A 25,646-nucleotide genomic window follows, 5' to 3' on the forward strand; every position below is an offset into this window, starting at 1 on the left:
AATAGGATCATGTATACAGAAAAAGAGCAGAAAGAGTATATGAAAGTATGGTTTTCACTTGCGGAAGAGGCTGGTCGGAATGGTTTTACATGGCCGAGTCTATTAGAAAATGAAGAATGGAATCAATATATGGCAACAGGTATGTATCTTATGCCAGTAAAAACTTATACTACTATTTCAAAAGCGACAGAGGAAGTTATGTATGTGTTATATAAAACGTATCAATATATTGTCAATACGACAGAAGATTTTCAAACACTAGGATTTCCTGCTGAAACGTGGGAAATTACGAGAATGGAACATACTGGTTTGTTTTCATATTTTACAAGGTTTGACTTTATCGTAAATGGTGAAGATATAAAGTTAATAGAAGTAAATTGTGATACACCAACAGGTTATTTAGAGCCATCAGTCGCAAATGAAGTGTTGTGCCGTTATCATGATGTGAACCACCCGAACCATATAGAAGAGCATATTGTGCAGGCGTGGGAACAAATTAAACATGACTATAATATCAGTCCTATAGAGACGATATATTTTACTAGTTATGATTGGCACGATGAAGATCATCAAACAGTTCAATTTTTAAGAAGCTATTGTTTAGATCAACCAACGGATTATATAGGTATACAAGATATCGTTGTTGCAGATGATGGTATATATACGCCAAATGGTGAACGAATTCATTATTTATATAGACTATATCCAATTGAATATTTAGTTTCAGATACCGATAAAAATGGGAAAAGAATTGGACTCCAGTTTTTAGATCATATAGCGCAAGGAAGAGTGAAAATTATTAATCCACCTGCTGCTTTTCTTATGCAAAATAAAAGTGTACTCGCATTAATTTGGCAACTGTTCGAAGAGGGAGTTTTCTTTGAGAAAGAAGATCGAGAAATCATTCAGAACTACTTCTTACCAACATATTTTACAAATAAACCGTTTATAGAAAGAAATGAATCATATGTTTCTAAACCTTTATATGGCCGTGAAGGCGGAGGGGTATCTATATACGAAAATGATGAACTATTAGCTGAAGATAAAACAGAGTATTACTTTGAACAACGGAAAATATATCAGCAATACATAGAAATGCCTGACTATACAATTGACACATGGGATGGTCCGTATACTGGTAAACTATTAATTGGTTCACACTGTATTAGCGGGAGAGCCGCAGGGTTATTTTTACGTGTAGGCGAGAAAATAACGGGAAACTTATCGATGTTTACTGGGGTTACAATTGAAGGGTAAATGAAACGGAAGAGCTTATCAGTTGTGATGGGCTCTTTCGTTTATATAGTGTTTGTATTGTTTTAACGTATCACTATTATTTTGCTACATACTGAAAAAACGTATGCAATTAAGCAAATTAGTTCAAATAGTAGAAAAGAGAAGAAAGTTTTTTTATTTATCTGCTTTTGTTATTTGAGATCGATATATTGTCACTTAATTATTATGCATGTGAATATATACCCTTTTTTCTAGTGACAGAAATGATTAAGTTAAAAATTAAGAAAAATATGATAATATATGTATGTATTAGTTTTAAAAAAATGGGGGAACAATCGTGAAAATGAATGACATAGTGGCAAGTACACAATTGCCAAATACAATCAAAACAATTACAAATGATTTAAGAGAATTAGGGTTAGAAAAAGGAATGACGGTTATTGTGCATTCTTCGCTCAGTTCTATTGGCTGGGTATCTGGCGGAGCCGTTGCGGTAGTAGAGGCGTTAATGAAAGTGATTACGGAAGAGGGAACAATTATTATGCCAACTCAATCTTCGGATTTATCTGATCCGAAACATTGGTCAAGACCACCTGTACCTGAAGAATGGTGGCAAATTATTCGAGATAACGTCCCGGCTTTTGAGCCACATATAACACCAACAAGGGCAATGGGAAAAGTAGTTGAATGTTTTCGTACATATCCGAATGTAGTACGTAGCAACCATCCATTAGGAAGTTTTGCTGCATGGGGAAAACATGCAGTAGAAATAACGATGAATCAATCACTATCAATGAGCTTAGGAGAGGAGTCTCCATTAAGAAAAATATACGATTTAGACGGATACATATTATTAATTGGTGTTGGATATGATTCCAATACGTCTGTACATTTATCTGAAGTACGTACGGGTGCATGTGAGTTAATAAAAGTAGGGGCACCAATTATAGAGAATGGTGCAAGAGTATGGAAAGAGTTTGTTGATATGGATTACGATTCTGATAAGTTTGTAGAAATCGGTGTAGAGTTTGAGCGAAAAGGAACTGTAACAAATGGAAAAATAGGAAATGCAACGTGCCGTCTTATGAAGCAACGAGATATCGTTGACTTTGGAACAGAATGGTTTCGTAAGAAAAATCAGTAAGGGATGGTTACAATGAAGGGGAAAAAGGTATTAATTACGAGTGGTGGTTGTTTAGAAAAATGGGACCAAGTGCGTGGTCATACGAATATGGCAAAAGGAACAATTGGTAGAATAATCGCGGAAGAATTTATAAGTAAAGGAGCACATGTTATATATTTACACGGTTATTTCGCTGAGAAACCGAACGATGTAAACAATCAATTAGAATTACACCCGTTTGAAGGAATTGTTGATTTACAAGATAAAATGAAAAGTATAATTACACATGAAAAAGTCGATGCGGTCATTATGGCAGCGGCTGGATCAGATTGGGTTGTAGACAAAATTTGTGATCAAGATGGTAATGTTCTTGATATGAAAGGGAAAATTTCAAGTGATATAGCGCCAATTATTCATTTTCAAAAGGCTCCAAAAGTATTAAAGCAAATAAAAGAGTGGGATCCAGAAACCGTACTCGTTGGCTTTAAACTTGAAAGTGATGTAAATGAAGAAGAATTGTTTGAAAGAGCGAAAAATAGAATGAAAGAATCTAAGGCAAATGTAATGATTGCAAATTCACCACATTCTTTATATTCACGCGGAGCGGTGCACTACGTAATTGGACAGGACGGTAAAGGGAAGTTATGTAATGGGAAAGATGAAACGGCGAAAGAAATTGTCAAAAGGTTAGAAGTACTATGTAATCACATTACTGCTTTATAATTTTAAGTATTTGGATAAGAGTGAATCCGCATAGTATATATAGGTAAGCGAAACTTTAATTTATGGGAATTTTACTTTTACACAAATGTTAACCATTCGAGATGGATACATAAAATAATTGGTGAGGAGTGGATTCTATGGAACATTTATTAAAGCAAGCGATTAAACTAAGAAATGAAAAGAAATATGCGCAATCTAGAGAGATACTTATGGGGTTAACCAATTTTACGCGGGATGCAGAAGTGCTTTTTCAATGTGCCTGGATACATGATGTAATGGGACTTGAAACAGACGCTGTGCCGTATTATGAACAGGCAATTGCAAATGGTCTTGATGGGGAGTCACTTTGCGGTGCATATATCGGTCTTGGCAGTACATATCGTTGTATAGGTGAGTATGACAAAGCAATTACAGTTTTAGAAACAGGTTTGCAGCAGTTTCCGGATAATGACGTGATGAAAGTATTTTTATCATTAGCAAAATATAACGTAAATGATCATGAATCCGCGATGAAATTATTACTTGAAACAGTCGTAAAAGTTGAGGAAGTAAAAGAGTTTGAGCGTGCTATTTCATTTTATAAAGACCATTTAGATGAGGTTTTTAAATAAGAGGGTGAACGTATGAATGTCGCATTATCACGAAGGCGAAAAGGTATCTGGTTTGGATTAATATCTTTCATCTTATTATCAAACTATGTATTGTATGCCCTTCCAATTGTACCAGCTGCTCCGAAAGAAGTAGTGCTTGGTTCTTTGTTAGATTGTATGATTGTAATTCCGGTCATTACGTATTTCTTTATTATTCGAAAAAGATACTCGTTAACGTATATATTTCCTGTCGTAATAGCTGGTTATATATTTGCAAGATTTATTATTCCAAGTGATTATTTTCAAGCTTTTTCATACGTTTCTTATATTATAGTGGTGGGAGAAATCGCATTTGTATGCGTAGAATTATTCCTTCTATATAAAATTGTTAAAATGCTACCTAACATAATACAAAAATATAAAGAGTATAAAAGAGAGTATTCTTCATTCTCTTATGCAATTGATGCAGCGTTTGATGTGACTATAAAAAGAAATAAATTAGTAGATATTATTGTAACAGAGTGTAAGTTAATCTACTATGCATTTTTATCGTGGCGCGTAAAAGTACCAGAAGGTGAATGCGTATACTCATATCACAAAAAGACTGGTGCAATAGGTGTATATGTCATGATCATCCATGCGACCTTAATAGAAAGTATCGGCTTTCATTATTTGTTTCATCAATGGAATCCAGTAGTAGCATGGGTGTTACTTATTTTAAACGTATATGCAATGTTTTATTTTTTAGCTGAAATACAAGCAATGCGTAAAAACCCAATTATTGTTACGGAAGAAAAAATAATTATTCAAATTGGATTAGGGAAGAAAATCATTATACCGTTTACACAAATTGATAAGATTACGTTTTATAAAGGAGAACTTTTAAAAAAAGAGAAAGAGGTTCTTGACGCAACGGTGATGGAATTTATAAAGGAACCTCCAACATTTGAAATAATACTCAAAGAGCCAGTGAAAGCACAATTGTTATATGGATTTTCTAAAACAGTAAGTCGTGTTCACTTAGATGTTGATGAGGAACGGAAGTTTTATGATGTGATAGCGGAGAAATTGAACCATGAATAATGCTACTAATTTTCATCGTGCGTTTGGTGTGTACGGCATTTGTATCGAAAACAATCACATATTAGTAATAGATAAAATTAAAGGTCCATATAGAAGTCGGTATGATTTACCTGGTGGTAGTTTAGAAGATGAGGAAGCATTATTAGCTGGACTTCATAGAGAGATTAAAGAGGAGACCGGGCTAAATGTAACGGTAGTAAAACAAATAGGTACAATTGATTTCCAATTTTCATCAAAATTTCAGGAGTACACACATGTACATCATATCGCAGTTTTCTACGGTGTTGAAAGATGCGAAGGTGAATTCGTAGTACCGGAACAATTTGAAGGTCAAGATTCTTTAGGAGCGAGATGGGTTTCTATAGAAAGCATTACAGAAGACAATTCATCTCCACTTGTATGTAGTGCAGTGGAGTGGTTGAAAACGAATGAGCTTCCATTAGAAGTGAAAAAATATGAAACATGGACAGCGAAAAACTCCTTCTAAAATAAGAGGGAGTTTTTATTGTGTATTTGGAGGCCAAACACTTCTTTATCACTATATAAATGGATATAATTAAGATTAGAAATAGCATAAGGGGAAATAAAGAATGAATAAATTACTAACACTGAAAAGTAAAATTGTAGAAAGAAAAATCCGGTATGACTCAACCGTAGTAGATCACACTTGCTTATTACTTGAAAAGCAGTTGCAAAGTATCGTGTTATTTCATGAGGTTCAGTATTCATTTACAATGACTGCACATGGTGCGAGTTTAACAATCCCAAAAGGAAGTTACACCATTGCATACTACTGGGAAAATCGTCCGTACAATTTATACATATGGAGAGATAAAAATGGAATGTATGTAGGCTCTTATTTTAATGTTGTAAAAAATACGCAAATAACAGACAAATTCGTGTCATTTGAAGACTTAATTATTGATATATTGGTACTTCCAAGTGGAGAATATTTTATTTTAGATGAGGATGAGTTACCTGAGCCTTTAGAGGGTTTTGAGGGTGGTTATGTGAATGAAGCTCTTAATGTATTAGAGGAAATAATTCAAAAGACGCTTCCTCAAATGATTGTAGAGACAGAAATGGTGTGGTTAAACTAAAGCGATTTGGAAAGAAAATATGTGTTTAATGAAATTGAGTAGTCTTAAGTTATATGATCTAACTTTTTTGATAAGTCTAAGGTTAGATGTGTATTTCTTGAGATTACTCTTTTTTGTGGAAACTAATATTGACTGAATATAGTTCAGTCGTTTATGATTGAATCAGATTCAGTCGAAGGTAAAACATAGTAGGAGATGACCTATGAAAAGAATATCAAAAGAACCAGATGTTAGAAGGCAAGAGTTAATGGATATTGGTTTTGAACTATATATGAAAAATGGTATGAAAGGATTTGGCATAAAAGATGTTGTGAATCATGCTGGTGTAGCAACGGGCTTATTTTATTATTACTTCAAGTCTAAAGAGAATTTTGTTGATGAAGTATTAAATGATTTTATTGTGAAAAATCTGGAGTTAATTGAAGAAATACTTATTTCTAATGAACGGTCTGTCATGCAAAAGCTGAAAGATTCTCTAAATATATTTTGGGCATTTATCGAAAAATTAGCACCTTATAAAAATGTAAGTTCGTTTCAGACGGAACAACATTTTCAACTGGAACAGAAATTATTTACGCGAATGCAGCCATTAATTCGACAAGTAATCGAAGAAGGGGTGAAAACTGGGATTTTTAATACTGATAACTCATTATTAGCATCAGGATTTATTTTATACGGTCTTAGCAGTATTGCTCATTCAGAGGTGAATTTGAATCTAGACACGAAGCAAGAAATGATTAATTTAGTATTAAATACACTACGATACGATCAAATCGAAGGAGAATGTATATGAAAATTATTATTGATGGAAACAATATTTCGAATGAACAACTTACAAAGTGGAAAAGAGAACGTATTAAAAAAGTTTTAAATACATTAGGACATAAAGAACCGGAATTAAATGATACAGACGTTATGATAAAAAAACTAACGGAACTAAAGTTAAATTATTCATACAATGAAATGTATGATAAGTTGAAAATTAAACTGAAATTAAGTGAAATGGGTATGCATATTTGTACTGTTTTATCTGGTGATAGACGAAAATTTTCAAAAACAAGTATCTATTTAGATGGGATTACAGCAGAAGAAGCGATAAATGGAATTGATAGTTTTATGCTTGAACAATCGGATGAAAATGATCAAGTGAATTTATCAGCCTGTCCAGATCACTACGTACTAAGACCCTTTGGGGAAAATGAATTAGAGGTTATCGAAACTACTGGTAATTCTCCATTTCCAGTTCAATTTTTTATTGTTTTTGGTGACGAAACGGGATTGAAGACACCTAGAGATAAGTCTTATCAATATCAATCAATGGGTGTTGCACGTATGAAAGATGGTACTACAATTGGTGGAGTTCGACATCAATTCAAAGATACAGATACTGGTTTAGAAGTAAGTCTAGTTGTAGAGTTTCCAGCACTTTGTCCAAATAGCCTTATTAAATCGCATCAAATGCATTTGGCATGTGAGTTTTCTTATTGGTTACAGTGGATTAAAAGCCATAAAAAATAATTTTTAAATAAATAACAATAAGGATGTTCAAACAAATCATATGTATTTTTTCACAAAACCCAGTTGACTTATCGGAAATATTTGTATAATATGTACTTAATTCTATTACGTATTGCTGATTGGAGAAACCAAAGGCATTTTATCTATTGATAAAATGCCTTTGGTTTTTTTATTGCATAAATACTGAATCTGTTCATTTAGATGAAGCATTTCAAGGAGGGGGAAAATTGACTGTTTCAATTGATGGAGTATCAAAATATTTTTCGAAACAAACTCGTACTGTTCAAGTATTAGAGAATATTAATTTTCAATTAGAGAAAGGGGACTTTGTTACAGTAATTGGTCCGAGTGGTTGCGGAAAAAGTACACTGTTAAAAATTATTGCAGGTTTAGACAGCGATTTTGAGGGAGAAATCATTATTGACGGGGAGCGTATAACAAAACCGAGTAAGAAGCAAGGATTTATATTTCAAGAGCATCGATTGTTCCCATGGCTAACAGTGGAAGAAAATATTGCAGCTGATTTGTCATTAAAAGATAAGTATGTGAAGGATAAGGTAAAGGAATGGGTTGAAATTGTTCGATTAGACGGTTTTGAAAAATCATATCCGAAAGAAATATCAGGCGGGATGTCACAACGTGTTGCGATTGCAAGAGCGTTGTTAAGGGATCCGAATGTATTATTGCTTGATGAACCATTTGGAGCACTGGATGCATTTACCCGAAGTCATTTGCAAGAAGTACTGCTCAACATTTGGCAACAAAAAAAGACGACAATGATATTCGTTACACATGATATAGACGAAGCAATATATCTTTCGAACCGAATTGTCATCATGAGTGCAAAGCCTGGAAAGATACATAAAGTAATTGAAAATAATTTACCTTATCCGCGTAGTAAAACTTCGGAGTCATTCCAAGAAATTCGAAAGAAAGTATTACAGCAGTTTGAACACGGGGGATTAATTCAAACAAGTATATAGGGAAAGAGTGAGTATATGTATAAAAAAATCAAAGTTCTTTCTTTTGCAGTAGCTATTTCTTTATTTTTATTTGGATGTGAAAAAAGCACAGCAAGTAGTAAGAAGGAAGATGTAACAGTACAAATTGGTATTCAGCAAGGATTAAGTCCACTATTACTCGCGCAGAAAAAAGGATGGTTTGAAGAAGAGTTTAAAAAAGAAGGAGTTAAAGTGAAGTGGACAGAGTTCCAAAGTGGTCCTCCTTATTTTGAAGCAATTGCATCAAATCGATTAGACTTTGGTGAGGTTGGGAATTCCCCAGTTATTTCAGCTCAAGCAGCTGGTATTGAATTTACCGAAATTGCTAATACAAGTTATGCAAGAAAAGGAACAGGAATTCTTGTACAAAAAGATAGCAAGATTACAAGTGTAAAAGATTTAAAAGGTAAAAAAATTGCAGTAGCAAAAGGAAGTAGCGCATTTAATTTATTATATCGAGCATTAGAAAAAGAAGGTATAAATGCGAAAGATGTAAATGTCATTCAACTGCAACCAGATGAAGCGCAGCCGGCATTTGAATCCGGATCGGTAGATGCATGGGCCATTTGGGATCCCTTCATTTCACTACATACGTTAAATAAAGGGGCAAAGGTTATTGCAGATGGTGAACGATTAAATGTTTCTTCACCAGAGTTTTTAATTACGAGAACAAAATTTGCGAAGGAACATCCAGAATTAGTTGAGAAATTCCTTAAAGTTTATGAAAAAGCACGTGTATGGCAAGAGTCAAACTTAGATGAAGCGATAAAAATATATACTTCTACAAAGAAGATAGATGAAGAAATTGTAAAAGAAGTGTTTGATCACGACAAACCAATTTTAGTTCCGGTAACGAAAGAAATAATAGCCGAACAGCAAAAGACAGCGGATTTTCAATATAAGCTCGGCTCTATAAAGAAAGAAATCAAAACAGATAAAGTTGTAGATAATTCTTTCGTAGAAAAAGCATTAAAGGCGAAATGAAAAGAGGTTTTGTAAATTGGAGAATACGAAAGCTGTTATGAAAAGGGTGAGTATAACGATTGGCAAAAACAATGTAAAGAAAGTGCGAAAGACGAATGTAAAAGTGCTAGTAAGAGCGATTACTATACCGATTATCGTATTAATTATTTGGCAGTTAGCCGGCGTATTCGATTTAGTTTCTAAAACAGTTTTACCAACGCCAGTAGATATATTACTAGCTTTTCAAGAACTTATTAAAACAGGAGAGTTATTCGGTCATTTAAGTATTAGTGTGTTCAGGGCTGCGGCTGGTTTCTTTATCGGCGGGAGTTTAGGAATTATTTTAGGAACGATTGTTGGATTTTCAACGAGAAGTGAGCAATATTTAGATCCATCTGTACAAATGTTAAGAACTGTACCTCATTTAGCTGTTGCGCCACTTTTCGTATTATGGTTCGGTTTTGGAGAAACATCGAAAGTATTATTAATTGCGGACGGTGCATTTTTTCCTTTATACGTAAACGCATTTTTAGGAATACGAGGTGTAGATTCAAAATTATTTGATGTTGCGAGAGTGCTAGAGTTTAGTAAAAGAAAATTAATTACGAAACTAATTTTACCAGCGGCACTGCCGAACCTATTACTTGGAGCAAGATTATCTTTAGGAGTTGCTTGGGTGAGTTTAGTAGTAGCAGAACTTATGGGATCTACAGAAGGTATTGGCTATATGATTATGGATGCAAGGCAATTTTCAAATACAGACATTGTATTTGTCGGTATTATTATCTTTGCGTTCGTTGGGAAGTTTTCTGATTCACTCGTACGTTTATTGGAAGTGAAGTTTTTAAGATGGAGAGATAATTTTAAAGGCGAGACAGGGAATTAGCATATAAATTATTAGGGGTAATTTATATAGAGTGTTTTAGTAGGTTTTTCAAAACAATTAAGGGGTGTGTAATAGTATGGAATTGTTATGGTTTATTCCAGCTTATGGAGATGGTCGATATTTAGGAACGACAAAACGAGGAAGAGCAGCTGAATATGGTTATTATAAACAAGTTGCACAGGCAGCTGATTATTTAGGATTTACTGGTGTGTTACTTCCAACGGGTCAAGGTTGTGAAGATCCATGGGTATTAGCATCAGCTCTTGCGGCTGAGACAGAGAAATTAAAATTTTTAGTAGCAGTTAGACCAGGGTTAATGTCACCGACAGTTGCAGCGAGGATGGCATCTACATTTGATAGAATTTCAGATGGGAGATTACTTATTAATGTAGTTGCTGGAGGAGATCCTGTTGAATTGCAAGGTGATGGATTGTATCTTGAACATGATGAAAGATATGAAGTTGCAGATGAATTTTTAAAGGTTTGGAAGTCAGTATTACAAGGTGAAACAATCTCTTTAGAAGGAAAACATATTAAAGTTACGGAGAGTAAAGTTGTATTTCCTCCGGTTCAAACACCGTATCCACCAATTTATTTTGGCGGATCGTCCGCTGCAGGTAAAGAAGTTGCGGCTGAACATAGTGATGTATATTTAACTTGGGGAGAACCACCAGAGCAAGTGAAAGAGAAAATAGATGAAGTAAAAAAACTTGCGGAAGAGAAGGGGCGTAACGTACGATTTGGTATTAGACTACACGTAATTGTAAGAGAGACAGAAGAAGAAGCATGGGAAGAGGCTGAAAGGTTGATTCAATATGTAGATAATGAAACAATTGAGCTCGCTCAAAAAACATTTGCAAGATATGATTCAGTTGGACAAAAACGAATGACACATTTAAATAAAGGAACGAGAGAGTCGTTAGAGATAAGTCCTAACTTATGGGCTGGAATTGGGCTTGTAAGAGGTGGTGCTGGCACTGCGCTTGTTGGAGATCCGCATACAGTAGCAGAAAGAATAAAAGAATATGAAGCGTTAGGAATTGATACGTTTGTATTATCAGGATACCCCCATTTAGAAGAGGCATATGAAGTGGCAGAACTGTTATTTCCTTTATTGAAAGACGAGAAGAAACAAGAAAATAAAATTGTTGGTGAAATGATAGCTGATGCATATGTATTAAAAAAATAGTGAGAAATAAAGTTGAACCAATCGGTCATTAACAGGCAGTTTCACCTATGTTTTGCTTCATTTTGTTTACTGCCTGTTAATACGGGATAAAAAACTCGCAAGTATTTCACTTGCGGGTTTTCGTCGTAAACTATTAGAAAATATGGTAAAATTAAATAGTAACTTAAGGTACGGTTGGTTGTTCAATTATCACTTCTCCAAATAGGAGGGGGGTGATAATACGTGAGTGAAATAGCGTTGCTACTGCAGGGTGGACTGTTTCTCGTTGCATTGTTAACGTTCGTCGTCGTTTTAATAGACAAGCTCAAAAAATAACAACCCACCTATGCCAATAGAATGTGGGTTGTTTTGTTTGTAAGAAACAAATAGGATAAATGAACAATCCAATCTGCTAAGTTACGTGGACTAGTGTGTAGCCGCACACTGGTCTTTTTTATTTATTTACAATTAATAATTGGTTTATGTGATTGTATTGTTCTTTTCATACTTATTATAACACAGTGTCTTTTCATCAAGAAAGGAGACCGTATGTTCTGGTTTCGATTAAATAGTAGGTTTTTTTTCTTTAAATAGCCCATCCATATACTGTTTTAAAGTTTGGACATAAAATTCCTGCCTATTTACATCATTTACGCCGACAATTGGAGATGAAAGTTCATATCTCTTTTCTGATAAATGAACGACAACGTCAAATATATCAAATAGACGAATGAAACAGAACAGGCCATCTTTATCACTTAATAAAATAAAGTAATGGTTCTCGCTATTTGTATTTAATGTATTCCATAAAGAACTTTTACTTAAATCGCGAACTATACTTTTTTCTTTTAATTCCATAAAATCGGCATTTGATAGAATGTTTGAAATAACAATCGCATCTGGATCTTCAAAATAGCCATCAACAGCTTGGACAGCGAAAGTATAAGCTGTTTTTAATACACTCATTTTGTATTTACGGTTATCTAAAAGTAATTCACGTTGAATAGAGCTAGCAACTTTCGTTACACGTTCTTCTTTCCAAATTTCATTATGTAGCGAAATATCGTGCTTTTTACATAGTTTCATAATTAATGCATTGGAATAAAGTATTTCATCACTTACTTCAACAACATCTGTCTCAGCAGCCGCAAGTTCCTCACCATGTTCATTCGTATAGAGCGGAGAATCAATTTGTTTTTTCATTTGCTCAATCTTAAATTGACTTAATTTATGCCGAATTAAGGGGCGATCAATATTTGTTGTCATTTGTTCGTGGCAAGTATCACAAATTGAGTTTGTGAAATAATATCCACATAATATTTCGGGGATGACATATTGTTCACTAAGTTCTTTCGTATCTTTTCTGCATATGATGCATTGTGTCATTTTTATCACCTTTACCTGCAAATTTGTATGTAATCTCATTGTAGTGTATTTATTGGTATTTTGGAATATTGTAAAGGAAAATATTATGTGAAATTCGTGCTTATTTTGGTACAATGAAGAGAAGTGCTAGTTTAAAGGAGGACGTTTTTTTGAAATCGAAAGTGCACTTTTGGACATTAGAAGTGCTAATGGTTGTAGCGATCATATTTATTTGCACAAAAATATCGTTTCTATTTCAACCGATTGGTATCTTCATATCAACGTTGTTTTTCCCAATCTTAATCGCGTTATTTTTATACTTCATATTTAACCCATTGTTAGTCTTTTTGGAGAATAAAAAAGTACCTAGAAATTTAGCGATTTTACTGTTATATCTTTTTATTATAACATTAACTGCAGTTGGAGTTGGGGTAGTTGTTCCAACGATCTCGCAACAGTTAATGGATTTAGTAAAAAATATGCCCGGTTATATTAAAGAGGGAAAACTATACATACAAGATTTATCCCATCACAGATTATTTGAATGGTTATCTACACAAAACTACGTTTCCATTGAAACAATTGAGAAAAACGCGATTGAATACTTAAAGGATATACCAAACACGATTACGTCGAGTGCAACGGCTTTATTTGGTATTATCACAAACGTTGCATTAGTTATCTTCACAGTACCGTTTATTTTATTTTATATGTTTAAAGATGGACATGCGTTTCCAGGGAAAGCAGTTAGTCTATTACCTGAGTCTTACCGTGAAGAAGGACTTCGTATCATTAAGGAAACGAACGAAACATTATCTGCATATATTCAAGGGCAAGCGCTCGTTTGTATATTTGTAGGTGCTTTTACTTTTATCGGTTATTTAATTATCGATTTACCGTACGCTTTCGTTTTAGGAATTATAGCAGCATTTACAAATATCATTCCTAACCTAGGTCCATTTATCGGTGCAGCACCAGCTGTTATTGTAGGTCTGTTCGTATCTCCGATGCAAGCGTTGTACGTAATTATTATCGTAACAATTGTACAACAGTTTGAAAGTAACATCATTTCACCGCGTATTATGAGTTCAAAATTAAATATCCATCCGTTAACAATTATTATTTTAATTTTAGGGGTAGGTAACTTTGCGGGAATTATCGGAATGATTTTGGCAGTACCAGTTTATGCAGTAACAAAAACAGTTGTATCGAACTTAGTGAGATTGTTTAAGACGAAACGAAGTAATCGAAAATAGTATAAGTTGAGAAAGATACACCGCTTTTTAAGTGGTGTATCTTTTGTTTGTTAATCAATGTAAAAAAGTGTATGCATAAACTTTTATTATATATTTATTACATATCAAATATAACGATAAACTTGTATGATATAGCCTCTATAAAACTATGTGGAATCCCTCTGAACTATCCAAATCATTTCCTTACAGCGTGCTAGCAACATCATAATCGACCCCTTTCAAATTTTATATTTTTAAAGGATTATAGATGAGAGTAGTACTTGCTTCTACGATCTCGAATTTCGTCCATAATCTCTTTATATTGTTCTTCTTGTTTTAATTCAGCTTCAGAAAGGTTCTTTTTCTGAATTGTAATTGTTAAAAAGAATAGGTGAAACTTCATGATACATTCCTCCTTTCGAAAGGAATTATAGATGGCTACAGTAGTGACTTTGACGTTCTTTTACATCCTCCATAGCTTTATTAATTTGATGGTCATGCAATATCTCACTGTCTGAGAACTTAGTTTTTTGAATGGTGATCGTTAAAAAGAATACTTTAAATTTCATTTGTTTTTTCCCCTTTAAAAGTTATTTAGAAAAGACGGCTATAATAAGAGGCTTGACGCTCTTTCAGTTCGCCCATAATAGTTTGAATGTGTTGCTCACGCAAAATTTCTTGCTGTGAAGCTTACGCTTTTGAATGGTAATCGTTAAAAAGAATGCTTTAAATTTCATTAGGATAATGCTCCTTTAAAAGTTATTTAGAAAAGACGGCTGTAATAAGAAGCTTGGTGCTCTTTCACTTCGTCCATAATAGTTTGAATGTGTTGCTCACGCAAAATCTCATTCTGTGAAAGCTTACGTTTTTGAATGGTGATTGTTAAAAAGAATGCTTTAAATTTCATGAAGGTATTGCTCCTTTAAAATATATTTTTAATACATTTGCGTATAGTATGAACTTTTAATGTCAGTCATTTTATCAGTCAGTTGTTTTAATTGTTGTTTACGAATGATTTCATCTTCAGATAAAGTGTTTTTCTGAAGTACAGTTGTAAAAAAGAAAATATGAAAAGTCATAAATGAATTCCTCCTTTCGAAAAGGAATTACAGGTGATCACAATAAAGCGCTTGGCGCTCCTTAACATCATTCATAGCTTTTTCAATTTGCTCATTATGAAAAATTTCATCTTTGGAAATTGTATTTCTTTGAATCGTAATACTTAAAAACAATACGCTAATAGTCATCGAATGTTGCTCCTTTCTTTAAAAAATAATACAAGAGGCTAAAAAATCGCACAAAAAAGCCACAGGAAGATATAGTTCTCCTATGGCTGGGCGTCAAAAAGCCACAGGAAAGTATACGACCTCCTGTGGCGAATTTATGAATTAATAGAAATAAAGTGCGATTTTCAATTCTCCATTAGGGTGGTCGAATTCATATTTAATTGTCCGAAAAACAAAGGTGCAGTTAACGCTAAAGTTAAAGCATGTAATTGTAATTTCATCATTTTCTTCGACCTCCTTTTAGAATTTTTTCTTACGTTAGTAAGTATATACAATTAATGGATAATTGTAAACATAAAAATTGAAAATTTTTAATTTTGATTAAAATGCGTATATTTTAAAGGGTTTTGAGAAGAAGTATTGTAATGAATGAAATATCGATAAAAATGGGGAATGCTAAATGAAATATATGCATCGTATTGTGGTTGTTATGCTAACAATTTTTTATTTATTACTGCTTGTTCTAGTGGAGAAAGAATAAAAGAAATATTTGATGTTGAACCTGGTCATTTTAAGAAGTATGCTGGGACATACGTTTGTAATAACTCAGATGTGGTTGCAATTGTTAATCATTTACCCGGTGGTGATACATTTCAAAGTATTAGTTTGGAGAATGAAAGTATGAAGGTAAACTATGGTGCAAATGGAACTCTGACAGAAGACATGGTTGAGACGTATTGGTTTGATGGCAAGGACACAATGGAGAAGAATTTTCTCTTTAACGTTATTTATCTAGCGATTTTAGTACCAAATGCGAAAAGTTACGAGTTTCAAGTAGAAAATAAAAATTTCACGATAAAAAGAGAAGATATACTATCAATCTTGTATGAAAAATTTGATGATTTTCCAAAAGAAAATGATAAATGGGATAAAAAGAAAGTAATAAAGTTCCTTAACGATAATAATGAAAAAATTACAATGCTTATAAATGATAAAGAGTTTCGGAAATCTATATTTGTTAAATATCCAGTGCAGTAGTTGAAATGATAGGAGGAGAAAAGGTGGAATTAGTATACAAAATTATCTATCATAGAATGCAGGATCATTATTTACCTAAGCTAGTACATGCAATAAGGCTCATTAATGAAGAAGATTTGTGGAAACAAGGGGACTCTATTAATTCAATTGGTGGAATCGTACTACATATTTGTGAACATATACAGAGAAATACTAGTCGTTATAAAGATCCAAATATAGTTTTGGAAAAGGGAATCGAGGAGTATTTTCCAGTAAAACGACAAAGTTCTGAAGTTTTGCTACAGTACGTTGAAGAAGTATTTGATGAATGGGGAAAAGCATATTTACAAGCATGCGAAGAAAAAAAGCATATGGATCTTCATAGCTTATTACATTTAGTGGAGCATACAAGTTATCATTTAGGGCAAGTAGTAGATCGTACAAAGTCCATAACGGAACAACAATTTAACTTTTGTCAAAATGGAATAAATGAAAAGAATTTGAGAACAAGAGTTGAAACTTCAACATTTTAGAAAGAGAGCCATTCTTAAACGAATGACTCTCTTTTTTTGTAAAAGAAATTTATGGAAATAAATAATTTGATGTGATATGGTTAATTACATAAGTAATGAACCTAAGAACCTAAGGTGGTGAAATTGTGAAACCTACTCTGGAGCAAAATAAATTAATATACTTACAAATTGCAGAAACGATTGAATCTGATATTTTAAAAGACATATTACTTGAAGAAGAACAAGTTTCATCAACAAATCAATTTGCGAAGATGTTACAAATAAATCCAGCTACTGCAGCTAAAGGGGTAAATGTATTAGTGGATGAAGGGATTCTATATAAAAAGAGAGGGATTGGGATGTTTGTTGCAAAGGGAGCGAAAGAAGTCGTACTTAAAAAAAGACAAAATACTTTTATGACTGAATATTTACCTAAAGTGTGGGAAGAAGCAAAAGTACTAGAAATATCCAAAAATGAATTGATGGATATGATTCAAAAAATTACGAAGGAAGGGAAATAGGGATGATTGCACTTGAAACAAAAGCCGTAACGAAAAAATATAAAAAGAAAATTGCAGTAAATGAAGTAACGATTTCATTGGAAGAGCATAAAATATATGGTTTGCTCGGTAGAAACGGGGGAGGAAAAACGACACTATTAAATTTACTTGCAGGCCAAATTACTTCAAGTAGTGGAAGTATATCAATATTTGGCGAACATGTTTTTGAAAATAGTAAAGCAATGCAAAATATTTGTTTTGTTAGAGTGAAAGAAGAAGCACATCTAAGTTTTAAAGTAAAAGAAATTTTTAAGATGTGCAACATGTTTTATAAAAACTGGGATGGAAAGTACGCTGAAGAACTCGCTGATAAATTTCAGCTTAATATGACAGTGAAATATCATAAATTATCACATGGCATGCAAACAGTCGTCGGCATTATTCAAGGGTTAGCAAGTAGGGCACCTATAACAATTTTTGATGAACCGACTACAGGTTTGGATGCAGCACATCGAGAGTTGTTTTATAGTTTACTACTAGAAGAGTACGGTGAGTATCCACGAACAATTATATTATCAACACATCTAGTAGAAGAAGTAACCCATGTTATTGAAGATGTAATCATCATAAAAGAAGGAAAACTAGTTGTTCAATCATCGGTAGAAGATTTATTGCAACAAGCTCATGTTATTTCAGGGAAAAAAGATAAAGTAGATGAGTTTTCAATCAATAAAAAAGTAATAAATCGAGAAGTTTATGGAAATAAGGGGATTGCGGTTATATGGGAAGAACTTTCTAATGAAGATTATTACTCTCTTGAAAAAGAAGATTTAGTAATTGATAGAATTACATTACAAAAACTATTTATACACATAACGGGTGGTGAAGTGAAATGACGATGTTAATGAAGCAGTTGAAGTTACATATAAATTTTCATTATAAAGCAATTATAATATTTTGGATTGTAGCTTTATTAATAAAAGGGACGTTAAATGCTGCTCATTTAAATGGAGCGAACATGGGTTATTTACCCAAAATTATAAATAACCCTTCAATAGCAATTATGTTATTTATAGTAGGGAGTGTTTTCATCATACAAGATGAGCTATTTCGTTTAGCTGTTTCATTCGGTGTAACGAGAATACAATATTTTATCGGAGCAATTTGTTACATTGTACTTCAATCTGCATTATTTTCATTTCTTCAAGTTATGCTTTTACAAGATTTAAAATATAACGTAGTAAGTGCTAATTTTTGGGAGCAATCGGTACAACAATTTATTTTGCAATTTTTATTTTATGTTACAACAGCATGTTTCTTTCAAGTGGTAGTAGTTTTTAAGCAACGATTTAAGTGGATTGGTCTTATGATTGGTGGAACACTTTTCTTATCAACAAATAGTGTGCTTTATGGAGAGGCGGGAGTAACCAGTTTATTATTTACGAGTGATGTATCCTCAGTAGATATTCCATATTTTACTGTTATTTCAATTGGATTAACTGTTCTTTATATCATAACTAGTAGTATATTTATTCGAAAAGTATCATTCGAAAAAACGATTTAAAATAGTATTAGATTATTATAGAGAGAAGGGTAGCAAATGGGAGACACATCTTCACTCATTACAGTTTTTTTATGCATTGCACTAATAATATTCTGGCGTCGTTATCGATCTATGTATAAACCTATAAAGGGAACTGGGCTACGTATTTTGTGGCCATTACTATTTTTAACACCGGGTGTTTTATGGTTTTTTGGTCCCGTGCATCCAGCTATCTTACAAGTTATAATAGCAGCATTCATTGGAGTTCTTTTCGCCGTACCACTTATAGTTTTAACAAATTATGAACGAAGAGATGATGGGAATATTTATACGAAAAAAAGTGCAGCTTTTTTAATTACTTTTATTGCACTTGTTGTTTTGAGATACGGTTCAAGACAATATATTGTTGACTTAGATCAACAAACAATTGGTTTATTATTTTATGTTGTTGCTGTCTCGTATATTATCCCTTGGAGAATTGCTTGTTATATAAAGTTTAGGAAAGTTTGGCGGGAAAATAGTAATCATGCTTTATAAGAAAAAACTTTTCTTTTGAGAAGTTTTTTCTTTTTATATGTAATTGAAATCATTTGTTGAAGTGCAAGTTACCATACAATATGATGAATATAAAAAGAGAAAGTAGGGGATATAAAAATGCGTACAATTTTACTTTTTCTAAACGACATGTCTATTAATGAAATAGAGAACATTAGGAAAAAACATGATCCTTTATTTGGCTTAATCCCACCGCATATTACAGTTGTATTCCCATTTGAAAGCTCGATTTCAAATGATGAGCTGAAATTACATATTTTAAAATTATCAAAAGGGATACAAGAGATAGAAATAGAATTTGCGAATCAAATTTCGGGTGAAGGGGAATATTTATTTTTACGAGTTGAAAAGGGGCAAAAACAAATAGAAGAACTACATGACTTGCTATATACAGGAGCCTTATTACAATTTTTGAAAGAAGATATTCCGTATATACCGCATGTAACAGTCGGGAGAAAAGAACGTACTGAGTTAGCTGCTGAAGTAGCTAAGGATATTCATAATTTCCCTGAAAAGTTACAATGTATAGTTGATAGAGTTAGTGTAGAGCGAATTGGAGAGAATGGGGAATCAATTATAGAATTTGAAGTACCGTTGCAAAAAAGCTGACAAAAGTCAGCTTTTTTTATTCGTAACATGAAGTAAAGCACCAATCGCACCGCTATTACCACCATCTTGTAAAAAAATAGGTATTTTATTTTGATATTTAGTGTAGCTACTAATAATATTTTGAAGGTGTACGTTATTACATAGAGTCGAACCAATATAAATAATATGGTTTATGTTTTTTGTTTCGGCGAATTGAAGACTTAATGCAGTAACAACTTCACCGACAAGTCCTTGCACAGTAGCAAGTATGTCTGAGCTATTATATTTTGATTCCGAAATAGCGGCTTTACCAAAATTGCTAGCAGTTAAGCTATTATCAATAGGAGAGAGAATACCACCATAAATATCTCCAACCGTAATATCTAAATCTGTTCTAGAACCTAATTTTGTTAAAGGAATCACATCTTCAAAATGATCTATATTTGTTAACAATTTTGAAAGCCCCATAATAGTACCACCACCAACACCGGTTCCACCAGCACGAACATATTTGTCATTATACACGTAATGAATGGAAGTACCTGTACCAATATTTGTTAAAATGAAGTTATTTATATCATATTTCTCTTCTTTTAATATGTATCGTACACCTACAAGAGTAGCTTCAAATTCGTTTAGTTCTACTATTTTATATGAGGGGGAAAGTAGTTGCTGTAATTGTTTTGCTTTACCACCTGTAATACATATTTGTTTTATACGAGTGCTTTTCTTAAGCCAATCTATTATTTTATCTTGTTCATTTGAATAAAATTTTTCAAAAGTTAATTGCTTTTGTTCGTTCAAATAAGCAATTTTCGTTAATGTTCCTCCAGCATCGATACCGATCGTACTTTCCATTTTCCTGCTCCTATCCAAGTAATTTGTTTACTCTGTTCATGTTGGTGAGACGAATTTGTAGGAGGGAGATATCCTGACGAATTACATCGTCTCTATTCTGCTTGATATATTAATAGCTTTTCTATCGTTACAATCGGTTGATTATTAACAGTTGCGGTGCCGTTGCCTAGAATAAAACCTCGGCGATTGCGAGATAGCTCATAATGCAAATCAAGTTTATCACCGGGATATGCTTTTTCGTGAAATTCAACCCCATCTAATGAGGAGAGGAATCCTAGACCTTCAGAGTCATATGGATGTACAAATGCACTGAGCTGAGCAAGTGCTTCTACAATTAACATATGAGGCATATGTTTTTGATTATCATTTATAAACCACTCATTATTTGAAATCAGTTTATATCCCGTAACGGATTCACCATGTTTTACATTTGTTACTTTATCAATCATTAAAAAAGGATAACGATGAGGAAGAGTGTCTTGAATATGCATATGAAAGTACCTCCAACAAATAATAGCCCTGCTACAGTGAAGCAGGGGAGTTATCATTAATTCTTAACTAATTCATTTACTTTTTCAAGAGAAAAAATACCGCTATTTCTAATGTTTTCAACAACTTGTTGTAACACTTCTTTATCTTGAACAAGTGCAATACGTACAAAGCCTTCTCCATGTGGTCCAAATGCATGACCTGGTGTAACAACGACATTCGCACGATCCATTAATGCATAAGCGAAATCTATAGAAGTCCAGCCTTTCGGAATTTCGGCCCAGACGAACATACTACCAGCTGGTTTATCAATATTCCAACCAAATGTTCGGAATCCATCAACTAAAGTATCTCTACGTTCTTGATAAATACCGCGATTTTTCTCACAAAACGTAGCGCCATTTCTTAGTGCCGCTGATGCCGCTTTTTGAATTGGTAAAAACACACCATAATCTGTATTTGATTTAAATTGAGTAAGTGCACGAACAATTTCTTCGTTTCCAATCATATATCCAATACGGCTACCTGCTAAACTATAACTTTTTGATAAAGAGTTGATTTCTACTCCAACTTCTTTAGCACCAGGTACAGAGAGGAAGCTAATTGGTTTATTGCCATCAAAATAAAATTCAGCATAAGCAAAATCATGGACAACAATAATGTTATGCTTTTTCGCGAATGCAATTACCTCTTTAAAGAAATCTGCATGAGCCATTGCTGGAACCGGATTCCCTGGGAAGTTTAAAATCATCATCTTCGCTTGATCGGCAATTTCTTCAGGAATTAGCTCTAAGTTAGGTAAGAAATCATTTTCTTTCTTTAATGGCATGTAGTAAGATGTTGCACCAGCCATTTGAATTCCAGTTTCATAAGCTGTATATCCTGGATCCGGAACTAATATAATATCTCCCGGATTTGCATAAACCATAGGTAAATGAACGAGTCCGTCTTGTGAACCCATTAATAATAAAACTTCTTTATCTGCATTTAATTTAACGTTATGAGTGTTGTTGTAATATTCAGTTACAGCTTCGTGAAATTCTTGAATACCACTTAATGTGTATCCATAGCTTTCTTTATCATTTGCTGTATGTACCATTTCTTCTCTTACGAAGTCAGCAGGCGGCATATCAGGATTCCCGATACTTAAATCAATCATTTTGTGGCCTGCTGCAATCTTTTCTTTTTTATAGGCCCCTAATTCACTAAATATAGAAGATTGGAATGCTTTCATTCTAGTTGCTAACGTGTAAGTCATCAAAACCCCTCCTAAAAACAGTGTTTTCTTTCTGCGTTTTTAATTATTCTGAAAACACATGAGTACATTTTATCATTTTTTTATGAAAATTAAAATGATTGACAAATTTAAAGGAAGGGTTAGTCTTTTTTGAAAGGGGAGCTGCAAATAAGTACCGGTTAACTGAACTGTCTATTATATCTTTTTAGATGGTTTAGGATGTTTTGTAGTTTTTGTTAAGTATATCCCGCATATTTTGGATGAAAAAGAACACGAAAACGAGGCCTAATATACCACTAAGCCAATAGTATGAATTTCCTGTCGTGAATTTTTCATAAAATGAAAGTCCATTCCATAGGATTAGGATAATGGAACAGATTGTTGATATAATTAATGAACTTAAACTTCTCAAAAAAAGCACCTCACATTAAAATATTGTTATTATATAATGGTACATTTAAATTTAAAGATTTAAAAGGGGAAAATATTTTGAGTTAGCTTTGTAAAATAAAGTGAAACTTTAATCAGTGGGGGTTTTCTTCATCCCCCACTGATTATTAGCCCTCACCAATCGGACTTTTATGGGCAGCCCGACCCCCACCTAACTTCTTTGCTTTCGCTGCATTTTGAGGTGGGGTCTTATTGCCCATTAAAGCAGGATAAAAATAACGCAGAAAATATTTTCTGCGTTTTAAATGAAGAGTAATCATTTCTTTTTATATGTACATAATTTTTCAACTGCATAAAAGTATACGTTTAATTTGCCATCGACAACTTCTAAAGTTTGATCTGATGTAAATGAGTTACCATAATCAATGTGATATACATTAGAATTCTTTACAAAGGAACCTTTGTATAAATCTTCTTTTTTCTTCGTTGTTTGCATTTCTACTAAGTTTTGAACAATTTTTTCTTTCTTTTCTTCTTTTACAACTGTTTCAAATTTATAAGATGCAGGGCAAAGCCCATTTTTGTTATCAACGACTTCCCAAGAACCGTATATATCATTATTGCTACAGCCACTCAGTAGAACGATAAATATTGGAATAATTAATAAAACCTTTTTCATTTTGTACTCCTTTCTTTTCATTTTCAATAAACGTGCGAATACGATACGAATATTGTAATAAATAAAGTTTAAATTTTTATAAAGAATTATTTAATTTCATATAAAAATTTAGCGGGAATTGAAGAAACATGAATCTAGTATAAAGACAGATTCATGCCGAGTACTGTGGCCTATGTTATGTCCCTTTTGAGGAAAAATAAAGAGGAAAGTAGGATCACTATTCCATTTAAGACATATATAATTGCAACAATGAAGGCTATCCCGCCTACGCCAAATCCAGCTTTATCAAATATAGAAGCGAATGCTGTGTTAGTCAAAAAGATAATAGGAGTCAGTAATAAAAATATGAAACCCGCGACAATTCTTCTTTTAAAGTTACGTTGAGAAAGGGAAATAGCTAAAAAATTTAAGGTACTAAACATAGCAATTACAAAAAGAAGGATAATTAATACTTGTATGCCATCAGACATTTTCGCACCTCCAGTATATATCTTGTTAATATACTATATTCGAATGCAAAAGAGGGTACTCCTTTAAATAATTTCAATAAGCGTAAGAAAGAAGGTTTTATATAATAAAGAAGCATGAATTAATCTAATAATCCATGCTTCTTTAATTATGTTATAAATTCGCAGATTGCGAAGGTTGTTTTTCATATTGTTTCTGTTTAGATAGTGATATGAAGATAATTAATAATGAAATAACACCGAAAATGAGAACCATATATTGCAATCCGATTGTATCTAAGAAGAAGCCTGTGCCAAGTAAGACAATTTGGAACATAACTCTCTCAAACATATTACGGAATGAGAAGAGACGACCATGATAGCTTTTTTCCACTTTCGTTTGGAAAATTGTCGACATAATAGGGAAGAAGCAACCAACACTAAAACCAAATAAACCAAATGATGTAAGAGACATCCATTTTATATCGCTAAAGAACAAGGAAAGATGTGCAAAAGCGGTACAAACAGCGAAGAAATATAATAATTTTTCAGGTTTGAAATGGTCAGATAAACGTTTAATAACGAAGGCCCCTAACATAAATGCTACACCTTCAATGGTATATATAAAGCCTTTAATCGTTGGATCATGTTGCATTTCACTAATGTTGATTACCATTAAATTAAATCCGGCTATAAATAATAGAGGGATAATACTTAATATAAGTGCTGTAAAAGCAATAGGAATTCCTTTTAAAATACGAAAGACTTCCATAAAGCTATTATCTTTCGCAGCTTGTTTACTTGGTGTTGTTGATTTCTTATCTTCGAATTGTAGGAAGAAAGTTGAGAGGAATAATAAAGCGTATGCTGCCATTGAGAAGGCATACATATACTGTAAACTCATTACAACTAAAAGAATTCCACCTAGTGAAGTACCTGCAATACGAGCGATTGTACCTACATTCATATGTACACCGTTCATCTGTAATAACTCATGCTCACGTACGATGAGTGGAATTACAGATTGTAATGCAGGGAAGTAAAATGCTGCAGAAATTTGAAGAGCAACCATAAATGCAATCATAAAGGCAATACTTTCAAATTGGATAGCGAAAAACATAAAAATAACACTAATAACGCGACCGAACCCAGCATAAAGAAGAACTTTTTTCTTTTCATACTGATCGATAATACGACCGGCCATAGGACCAACTAGTACACCAGCTAATAGTCCGATAAATAATATAACTGATTTCATGAAATCAGAAGGGACATATTTTTGCATAAATTCAAGGTTGCCAAGAATACCAAGCCATAGCCCTAGACCAGCAATAAACTCCCCAATTAACACAATCCAAACATTTTTATTACGCCACATAATGTAAAACCTCTCCGTCTTTTAAAATGAAAAACTCGTATATAAAACCTCCTTATTTTATGTATAATTTATAACGAACTTTTTTAGAGTCAGAGTCTATATTACGTGTTTCATGAGTGGATTTCAATTTTTTTGATTTGTCAAAAAAACGATTCGTTAATTGATAAAATAAGCGCATCAAAATGTAAATACGAGATGATTGAAAACTAACTGAAAGTAGGGGTAAATATCGCAAAA

Annotated in this window: 33 protein-coding genes and 2 pseudogenes; 22 read left to right on the plus strand and 13 right to left on the minus strand. The window is 33.1% G+C overall.

Annotated elements, in window-relative coordinates; genetic code table 11:
- The first annotated feature begins 9 nt into the window (after positions 1 to 9).
- The 14 genes from AC1Q8N_RS01790 (at position 10) to AC1Q8N_RS01855 (ending at position 11,727) form a co-directional block, all read left to right on the plus strand.
- The gene (locus tag AC1Q8N_RS01790; RefSeq protein WP_493521034.1) at positions 10 to 1,257 is read left to right on the plus strand and encodes a glutathionylspermidine synthase family protein; all 1,248 of its coding nucleotides are present in this window, start codon (positions 10 to 12) and stop codon (positions 1,255 to 1,257) included.
- A gap of 322 nt (positions 1,258 to 1,579) precedes the next feature.
- On the plus strand, positions 1,580 to 2,380 hold the full coding sequence (aacC, locus tag AC1Q8N_RS01795) for a BA2930 family N-acetyltransferase (RefSeq protein ID WP_131706357.1): 801 nt from the start codon (positions 1,580 to 1,582) through the stop codon (positions 2,378 to 2,380).
- Between the two features lie 12 nt (positions 2,381 to 2,392).
- Positions 2,393 to 3,082 (plus strand): phosphopantothenoylcysteine decarboxylase domain-containing protein, encoded by a 690-nt coding sequence (locus AC1Q8N_RS01800; protein ID WP_098047765.1) that lies wholly within the window; start codon positions 2,393 to 2,395, stop codon positions 3,080 to 3,082.
- 137 nt (positions 3,083 to 3,219) lie between these two features.
- On the plus strand, positions 3,220 to 3,693 hold the full coding sequence (locus tag AC1Q8N_RS01805) for a tetratricopeptide repeat protein (protein ID WP_048547545.1): 474 nt from the start codon (positions 3,220 to 3,222) through the stop codon (positions 3,691 to 3,693).
- 12 nt (positions 3,694 to 3,705) lie between these two features.
- Positions 3,706 to 4,755 (plus strand): hypothetical protein, encoded by a 1,050-nt coding sequence (locus tag AC1Q8N_RS01810; protein ID WP_493521035.1) that lies wholly within the window; start codon positions 3,706 to 3,708, stop codon positions 4,753 to 4,755.
- A complete protein-coding gene (locus tag AC1Q8N_RS01815) occupies positions 4,748 to 5,242 on the plus strand; it encodes an NUDIX hydrolase (RefSeq protein ID WP_098079265.1) in 495 nt (164 codons plus the stop codon). The genes AC1Q8N_RS01810 and AC1Q8N_RS01815 overlap by 8 nt, the downstream gene beginning before the upstream one ends.
- A gap of 103 nt (positions 5,243 to 5,345) precedes the next feature.
- Positions 5,346 to 5,855 carry a ribonuclease FAU-1 family protein gene (locus tag AC1Q8N_RS01820; RefSeq protein WP_098079268.1) on the plus strand — a complete coding sequence of 170 codons (510 nt, stop codon included), beginning with the start codon at positions 5,346 to 5,348 and terminating at the stop codon, positions 5,853 to 5,855.
- A 202-nt stretch (positions 5,856 to 6,057) separates the two neighbouring features.
- Positions 6,058 to 6,648, plus strand: a complete 591-nt coding sequence (locus AC1Q8N_RS01825; RefSeq protein ID WP_098132741.1) for a TetR/AcrR family transcriptional regulator — start codon at positions 6,058 to 6,060, stop codon at positions 6,646 to 6,648.
- Positions 6,645 to 7,373 (plus strand): hypothetical protein, encoded by a 729-nt coding sequence (locus AC1Q8N_RS01830; RefSeq protein ID WP_493521036.1) that lies wholly within the window; start codon positions 6,645 to 6,647, stop codon positions 7,371 to 7,373. Before AC1Q8N_RS01825 ends, AC1Q8N_RS01830 begins: the two co-directional genes overlap by 4 nt.
- A gap of 227 nt (positions 7,374 to 7,600) precedes the next feature.
- A complete protein-coding gene (locus AC1Q8N_RS01835; protein ID WP_098079277.1) occupies positions 7,601 to 8,356 on the plus strand; it encodes an ABC transporter ATP-binding protein in 756 nt (251 codons plus the stop codon).
- 15 nt (positions 8,357 to 8,371) lie between these two features.
- Entirely contained in the window at positions 8,372 to 9,358 is a 987-nt protein-coding gene (locus AC1Q8N_RS01840) for an aliphatic sulfonate ABC transporter substrate-binding protein (protein WP_493521037.1), read from the plus strand.
- Between the two features lie 16 nt (positions 9,359 to 9,374).
- A complete protein-coding gene (locus tag AC1Q8N_RS01845) occupies positions 9,375 to 10,223 on the plus strand; it encodes an ABC transporter permease (protein ID WP_048547537.1) in 849 nt (282 codons plus the stop codon).
- Positions 10,224 to 10,299: 76 nt separating this feature from the next.
- Positions 10,300 to 11,412, plus strand: coding sequence for an FMNH2-dependent alkanesulfonate monooxygenase (ssuD, locus tag AC1Q8N_RS01850; protein WP_048547536.1), 1,113 nt, complete (start codon positions 10,300 to 10,302; stop codon positions 11,410 to 11,412).
- Between the two features lie 222 nt (positions 11,413 to 11,634).
- Positions 11,635 to 11,727, plus strand: coding sequence for a putative holin-like toxin (locus AC1Q8N_RS01855; protein ID WP_001289320.1), 93 nt, complete (start codon positions 11,635 to 11,637; stop codon positions 11,725 to 11,727).
- Between the two features lie 228 nt (positions 11,728 to 11,955).
- On the opposite strand, the gene AC1Q8N_RS01860 is transcribed toward AC1Q8N_RS01855, so the two are convergent.
- Entirely contained in the window at positions 11,956 to 12,777 is an 822-nt protein-coding gene (locus tag AC1Q8N_RS01860) for an HNH endonuclease (RefSeq protein ID WP_000189705.1), read from the minus strand.
- A gap of 149 nt (positions 12,778 to 12,926) precedes the next feature.
- Here AC1Q8N_RS01860 and AC1Q8N_RS01865 point away from each other — a divergent pair, with 149 nt between their 5' ends.
- Entirely contained in the window at positions 12,927 to 14,012 is a 1,086-nt protein-coding gene (locus tag AC1Q8N_RS01865; RefSeq protein WP_000837880.1) for an AI-2E family transporter, read from the plus strand.
- A 241-nt stretch (positions 14,013 to 14,253) separates the two neighbouring features.
- On the opposite strand, the gene AC1Q8N_RS01870 is transcribed toward AC1Q8N_RS01865, so the two are convergent.
- The 6 genes and pseudogenes from AC1Q8N_RS01870 to AC1Q8N_RS01895 form a co-directional block, all read right to left on the minus strand.
- Positions 14,254 to 14,394: a YrzI family small protein gene (locus tag AC1Q8N_RS01870; protein WP_000668503.1), complete on the minus strand. Its 141-nt coding sequence runs from the start codon at positions 14,392 to 14,394 to the stop codon at positions 14,254 to 14,256.
- Positions 14,395 to 14,419: 25 nt separating this feature from the next.
- On the minus strand, positions 14,420 to 14,560 hold the full coding sequence (locus tag AC1Q8N_RS01875) for a YrzI family small protein (RefSeq protein ID WP_000669812.1): 141 nt from the start codon (positions 14,558 to 14,560) through the stop codon (positions 14,420 to 14,422).
- Between the two features lie 25 nt (positions 14,561 to 14,585).
- Positions 14,586 to 14,728: pseudogene (locus tag AC1Q8N_RS01880) on the minus strand (YrzI family small protein).
- Between the two features lie 26 nt (positions 14,729 to 14,754).
- A complete protein-coding gene (locus AC1Q8N_RS01885) occupies positions 14,755 to 14,898 on the minus strand; it encodes a YrzI family small protein (protein ID WP_000668975.1) in 144 nt (47 codons plus the stop codon).
- Positions 14,899 to 14,926: 28 nt separating this feature from the next.
- On the minus strand, positions 14,927 to 15,070 hold the full coding sequence (locus tag AC1Q8N_RS01890; RefSeq protein ID WP_000142721.1) for a YrzI family small protein: 144 nt from the start codon (positions 15,068 to 15,070) through the stop codon (positions 14,927 to 14,929).
- A gap of 27 nt (positions 15,071 to 15,097) precedes the next feature.
- Positions 15,098 to 15,238 (minus strand): YrzI family small protein, encoded by a 141-nt coding sequence (locus AC1Q8N_RS01895; protein WP_000156189.1) that lies wholly within the window; start codon positions 15,236 to 15,238, stop codon positions 15,098 to 15,100.
- Positions 15,239 to 15,677: 439 nt separating this feature from the next.
- Between AC1Q8N_RS01895 and AC1Q8N_RS01900 the strand changes: the two are divergent.
- The 7 genes and pseudogenes from AC1Q8N_RS01900 (at position 15,678) to AC1Q8N_RS01930 (ending at position 19,953) form a co-directional block, all read left to right on the plus strand.
- A pseudogene (locus AC1Q8N_RS01900) lies at positions 15,678 to 16,255 on the plus strand (DUF4825 domain-containing protein).
- 23 nt (positions 16,256 to 16,278) lie between these two features.
- Entirely contained in the window at positions 16,279 to 16,767 is a 489-nt protein-coding gene (locus AC1Q8N_RS01905) for a DinB family protein (RefSeq protein WP_048547528.1), read from the plus strand.
- A 125-nt stretch (positions 16,768 to 16,892) separates the two neighbouring features.
- Positions 16,893 to 17,267 (plus strand): GntR family transcriptional regulator, encoded by a 375-nt coding sequence (locus AC1Q8N_RS01910; protein WP_493521038.1) that lies wholly within the window; start codon positions 16,893 to 16,895, stop codon positions 17,265 to 17,267.
- Between the two features lie 2 nt (positions 17,268 to 17,269).
- Positions 17,270 to 18,142 (plus strand): ATP-binding cassette domain-containing protein, encoded by an 873-nt coding sequence (locus AC1Q8N_RS01915; protein ID WP_048547525.1) that lies wholly within the window; start codon positions 17,270 to 17,272, stop codon positions 18,140 to 18,142.
- Positions 18,139 to 18,810, plus strand: coding sequence for a DUF4052 family protein (locus AC1Q8N_RS01920; protein ID WP_098152544.1), 672 nt, complete (start codon positions 18,139 to 18,141; stop codon positions 18,808 to 18,810). The genes AC1Q8N_RS01915 and AC1Q8N_RS01920 overlap by 4 nt, the downstream gene beginning before the upstream one ends.
- Positions 18,811 to 18,846: 36 nt before the next feature.
- A complete protein-coding gene (locus AC1Q8N_RS01925; protein ID WP_048547522.1) occupies positions 18,847 to 19,326 on the plus strand; it encodes a CcdC family protein in 480 nt (159 codons plus the stop codon).
- A gap of 117 nt (positions 19,327 to 19,443) precedes the next feature.
- A complete protein-coding gene (locus AC1Q8N_RS01930; protein ID WP_088608854.1) occupies positions 19,444 to 19,953 on the plus strand; it encodes a 2'-5' RNA ligase family protein in 510 nt (169 codons plus the stop codon).
- A 6-nt stretch (positions 19,954 to 19,959) separates the two neighbouring features.
- Here the strand turns inward: AC1Q8N_RS01930 and coaW are convergent, their stop codons facing one another.
- The 6 genes from coaW to AC1Q8N_RS01960 all read right to left on the minus strand — a co-directional run bounded on the left by coaW (position 19,960) and on the right by AC1Q8N_RS01960 (position 25,409).
- The gene (gene coaW, locus AC1Q8N_RS01935) at positions 19,960 to 20,790 is read right to left on the minus strand and encodes a type II pantothenate kinase (protein ID WP_493521039.1); all 831 of its coding nucleotides are present in this window, start codon (positions 20,788 to 20,790) and stop codon (positions 19,960 to 19,962) included.
- A gap of 92 nt (positions 20,791 to 20,882) precedes the next feature.
- Positions 20,883 to 21,281 (minus strand): 3-hydroxyacyl-ACP dehydratase FabZ family protein, encoded by a 399-nt coding sequence (locus tag AC1Q8N_RS01940; RefSeq protein ID WP_431096579.1) that lies wholly within the window; start codon positions 21,279 to 21,281, stop codon positions 20,883 to 20,885.
- A 56-nt stretch (positions 21,282 to 21,337) separates the two neighbouring features.
- Positions 21,338 to 22,537 (minus strand): LL-diaminopimelate aminotransferase, encoded by a 1,200-nt coding sequence (locus AC1Q8N_RS01945; RefSeq protein ID WP_141520029.1) that lies wholly within the window; start codon positions 22,535 to 22,537, stop codon positions 21,338 to 21,340.
- Between the two features lie 685 nt (positions 22,538 to 23,222).
- Positions 23,223 to 23,585 carry a hypothetical protein gene (locus AC1Q8N_RS01950; protein ID WP_098076216.1) on the minus strand — a complete coding sequence of 121 codons (363 nt, stop codon included), beginning with the start codon at positions 23,583 to 23,585 and terminating at the stop codon, positions 23,223 to 23,225.
- A gap of 170 nt (positions 23,586 to 23,755) precedes the next feature.
- Positions 23,756 to 24,055: a hypothetical protein gene (locus AC1Q8N_RS01955; RefSeq protein WP_116443016.1), complete on the minus strand. Its 300-nt coding sequence runs from the start codon at positions 24,053 to 24,055 to the stop codon at positions 23,756 to 23,758.
- Between the two features lie 151 nt (positions 24,056 to 24,206).
- On the minus strand, positions 24,207 to 25,409 hold the full coding sequence (locus AC1Q8N_RS01960; protein WP_000269247.1) for an MFS transporter: 1,203 nt from the start codon (positions 25,407 to 25,409) through the stop codon (positions 24,207 to 24,209).
- Between the last annotated feature and the right edge of the window lie 237 nt (positions 25,410 to 25,646).

Source organism: Bacillus sp. GW823-FHT06B01 (genome assembly GCF_058952315.1).

Excerpts from the sequence above, each read along its gene's own strand:
- AC1Q8N_RS01950 (WP_098076216.1), bottom strand. The coding sequence starts at position 23,585 with ATGAAAAAGGTTTTATTAATTATTCCAATATTTATCGTTCTACTGAGT.
- AC1Q8N_RS01930 (WP_088608854.1), top strand. The coding sequence starts at position 19,444 with ATGCGTACAATTTTACTTTTTCTAAACGACATGTCTATTAATGAAATA.
- AC1Q8N_RS01820 (WP_098079268.1), top strand. The coding sequence starts at position 5,346 with ATGAATAAATTACTAACACTGAAAAGTAAAATTGTAGAAAGAAAAATC.
- AC1Q8N_RS01790 (WP_493521034.1), top strand. The coding sequence starts at position 10 with ATGTATACAGAAAAAGAGCAGAAAGAGTATATGAAAGTATGGTTTTCA.
- AC1Q8N_RS01955 (WP_116443016.1), bottom strand. The coding sequence starts at position 24,055 with ATGTCTGATGGCATACAAGTATTAATTATCCTTCTTTTTGTAATTGCT.
- AC1Q8N_RS01960 (WP_000269247.1), bottom strand. The coding sequence starts at position 25,409 with ATGTGGCGTAATAAAAATGTTTGGATTGTGTTAATTGGGGAGTTTATT.
- AC1Q8N_RS01925 (WP_048547522.1), top strand. The coding sequence starts at position 18,847 with ATGGGAGACACATCTTCACTCATTACAGTTTTTTTATGCATTGCACTA.
- AC1Q8N_RS01805 (WP_048547545.1), top strand. The coding sequence starts at position 3,220 with ATGGAACATTTATTAAAGCAAGCGATTAAACTAAGAAATGAAAAGAAA.
- AC1Q8N_RS01915 (WP_048547525.1), top strand. The coding sequence starts at position 17,270 with ATGATTGCACTTGAAACAAAAGCCGTAACGAAAAAATATAAAAAGAAA.
- AC1Q8N_RS01885 (WP_000668975.1), bottom strand. The coding sequence starts at position 14,898 with ATGAAATTTAAAGCATTCTTTTTAACAATCACCATTCAAAAACGTAAG.
- coaW (WP_493521039.1), bottom strand. The coding sequence starts at position 20,790 with ATGGAAAGTACGATCGGTATCGATGCTGGAGGAACATTAACGAAAATT.
- AC1Q8N_RS01825 (WP_098132741.1), top strand. The coding sequence starts at position 6,058 with ATGAAAAGAATATCAAAAGAACCAGATGTTAGAAGGCAAGAGTTAATG.
- AC1Q8N_RS01920 (WP_098152544.1), top strand. The coding sequence starts at position 18,139 with ATGACGATGTTAATGAAGCAGTTGAAGTTACATATAAATTTTCATTAT.
- AC1Q8N_RS01890 (WP_000142721.1), bottom strand. The coding sequence starts at position 15,070 with ATGACTTTTCATATTTTCTTTTTTACAACTGTACTTCAGAAAAACACT.
- AC1Q8N_RS01940 (WP_431096579.1), bottom strand. The coding sequence starts at position 21,281 with ATGCATATTCAAGACACTCTTCCTCATCGTTATCCTTTTTTAATGATT.
- AC1Q8N_RS01895 (WP_000156189.1), bottom strand. The coding sequence starts at position 15,238 with ATGACTATTAGCGTATTGTTTTTAAGTATTACGATTCAAAGAAATACA.
- AC1Q8N_RS01840 (WP_493521037.1), top strand. The coding sequence starts at position 8,372 with ATGTATAAAAAAATCAAAGTTCTTTCTTTTGCAGTAGCTATTTCTTTA.
- AC1Q8N_RS01810 (WP_493521035.1), top strand. The coding sequence starts at position 3,706 with ATGAATGTCGCATTATCACGAAGGCGAAAAGGTATCTGGTTTGGATTA.
- AC1Q8N_RS01860 (WP_000189705.1), bottom strand. The coding sequence starts at position 12,777 with ATGACACAATGCATCATATGCAGAAAAGATACGAAAGAACTTAGTGAA.
- AC1Q8N_RS01800 (WP_098047765.1), top strand. The coding sequence starts at position 2,393 with ATGAAGGGGAAAAAGGTATTAATTACGAGTGGTGGTTGTTTAGAAAAA.
- aacC (WP_131706357.1), top strand. The coding sequence starts at position 1,580 with ATGAATGACATAGTGGCAAGTACACAATTGCCAAATACAATCAAAACA.
- AC1Q8N_RS01945 (WP_141520029.1), bottom strand. The coding sequence starts at position 22,537 with ATGACTTACACGTTAGCAACTAGAATGAAAGCATTCCAATCTTCTATA.
- AC1Q8N_RS01815 (WP_098079265.1), top strand. The coding sequence starts at position 4,748 with ATGAATAATGCTACTAATTTTCATCGTGCGTTTGGTGTGTACGGCATT.
- ssuD (WP_048547536.1), top strand. The coding sequence starts at position 10,300 with ATGGAATTGTTATGGTTTATTCCAGCTTATGGAGATGGTCGATATTTA.
- AC1Q8N_RS01830 (WP_493521036.1), top strand. The coding sequence starts at position 6,645 with ATGAAAATTATTATTGATGGAAACAATATTTCGAATGAACAACTTACA.
- AC1Q8N_RS01875 (WP_000669812.1), bottom strand. The coding sequence starts at position 14,560 with ATGAAATTTAAAGTATTCTTTTTAACGATCACCATTCAAAAAACTAAG.
- AC1Q8N_RS01870 (WP_000668503.1), bottom strand. The coding sequence starts at position 14,394 with ATGAAGTTTCACCTATTCTTTTTAACAATTACAATTCAGAAAAAGAAC.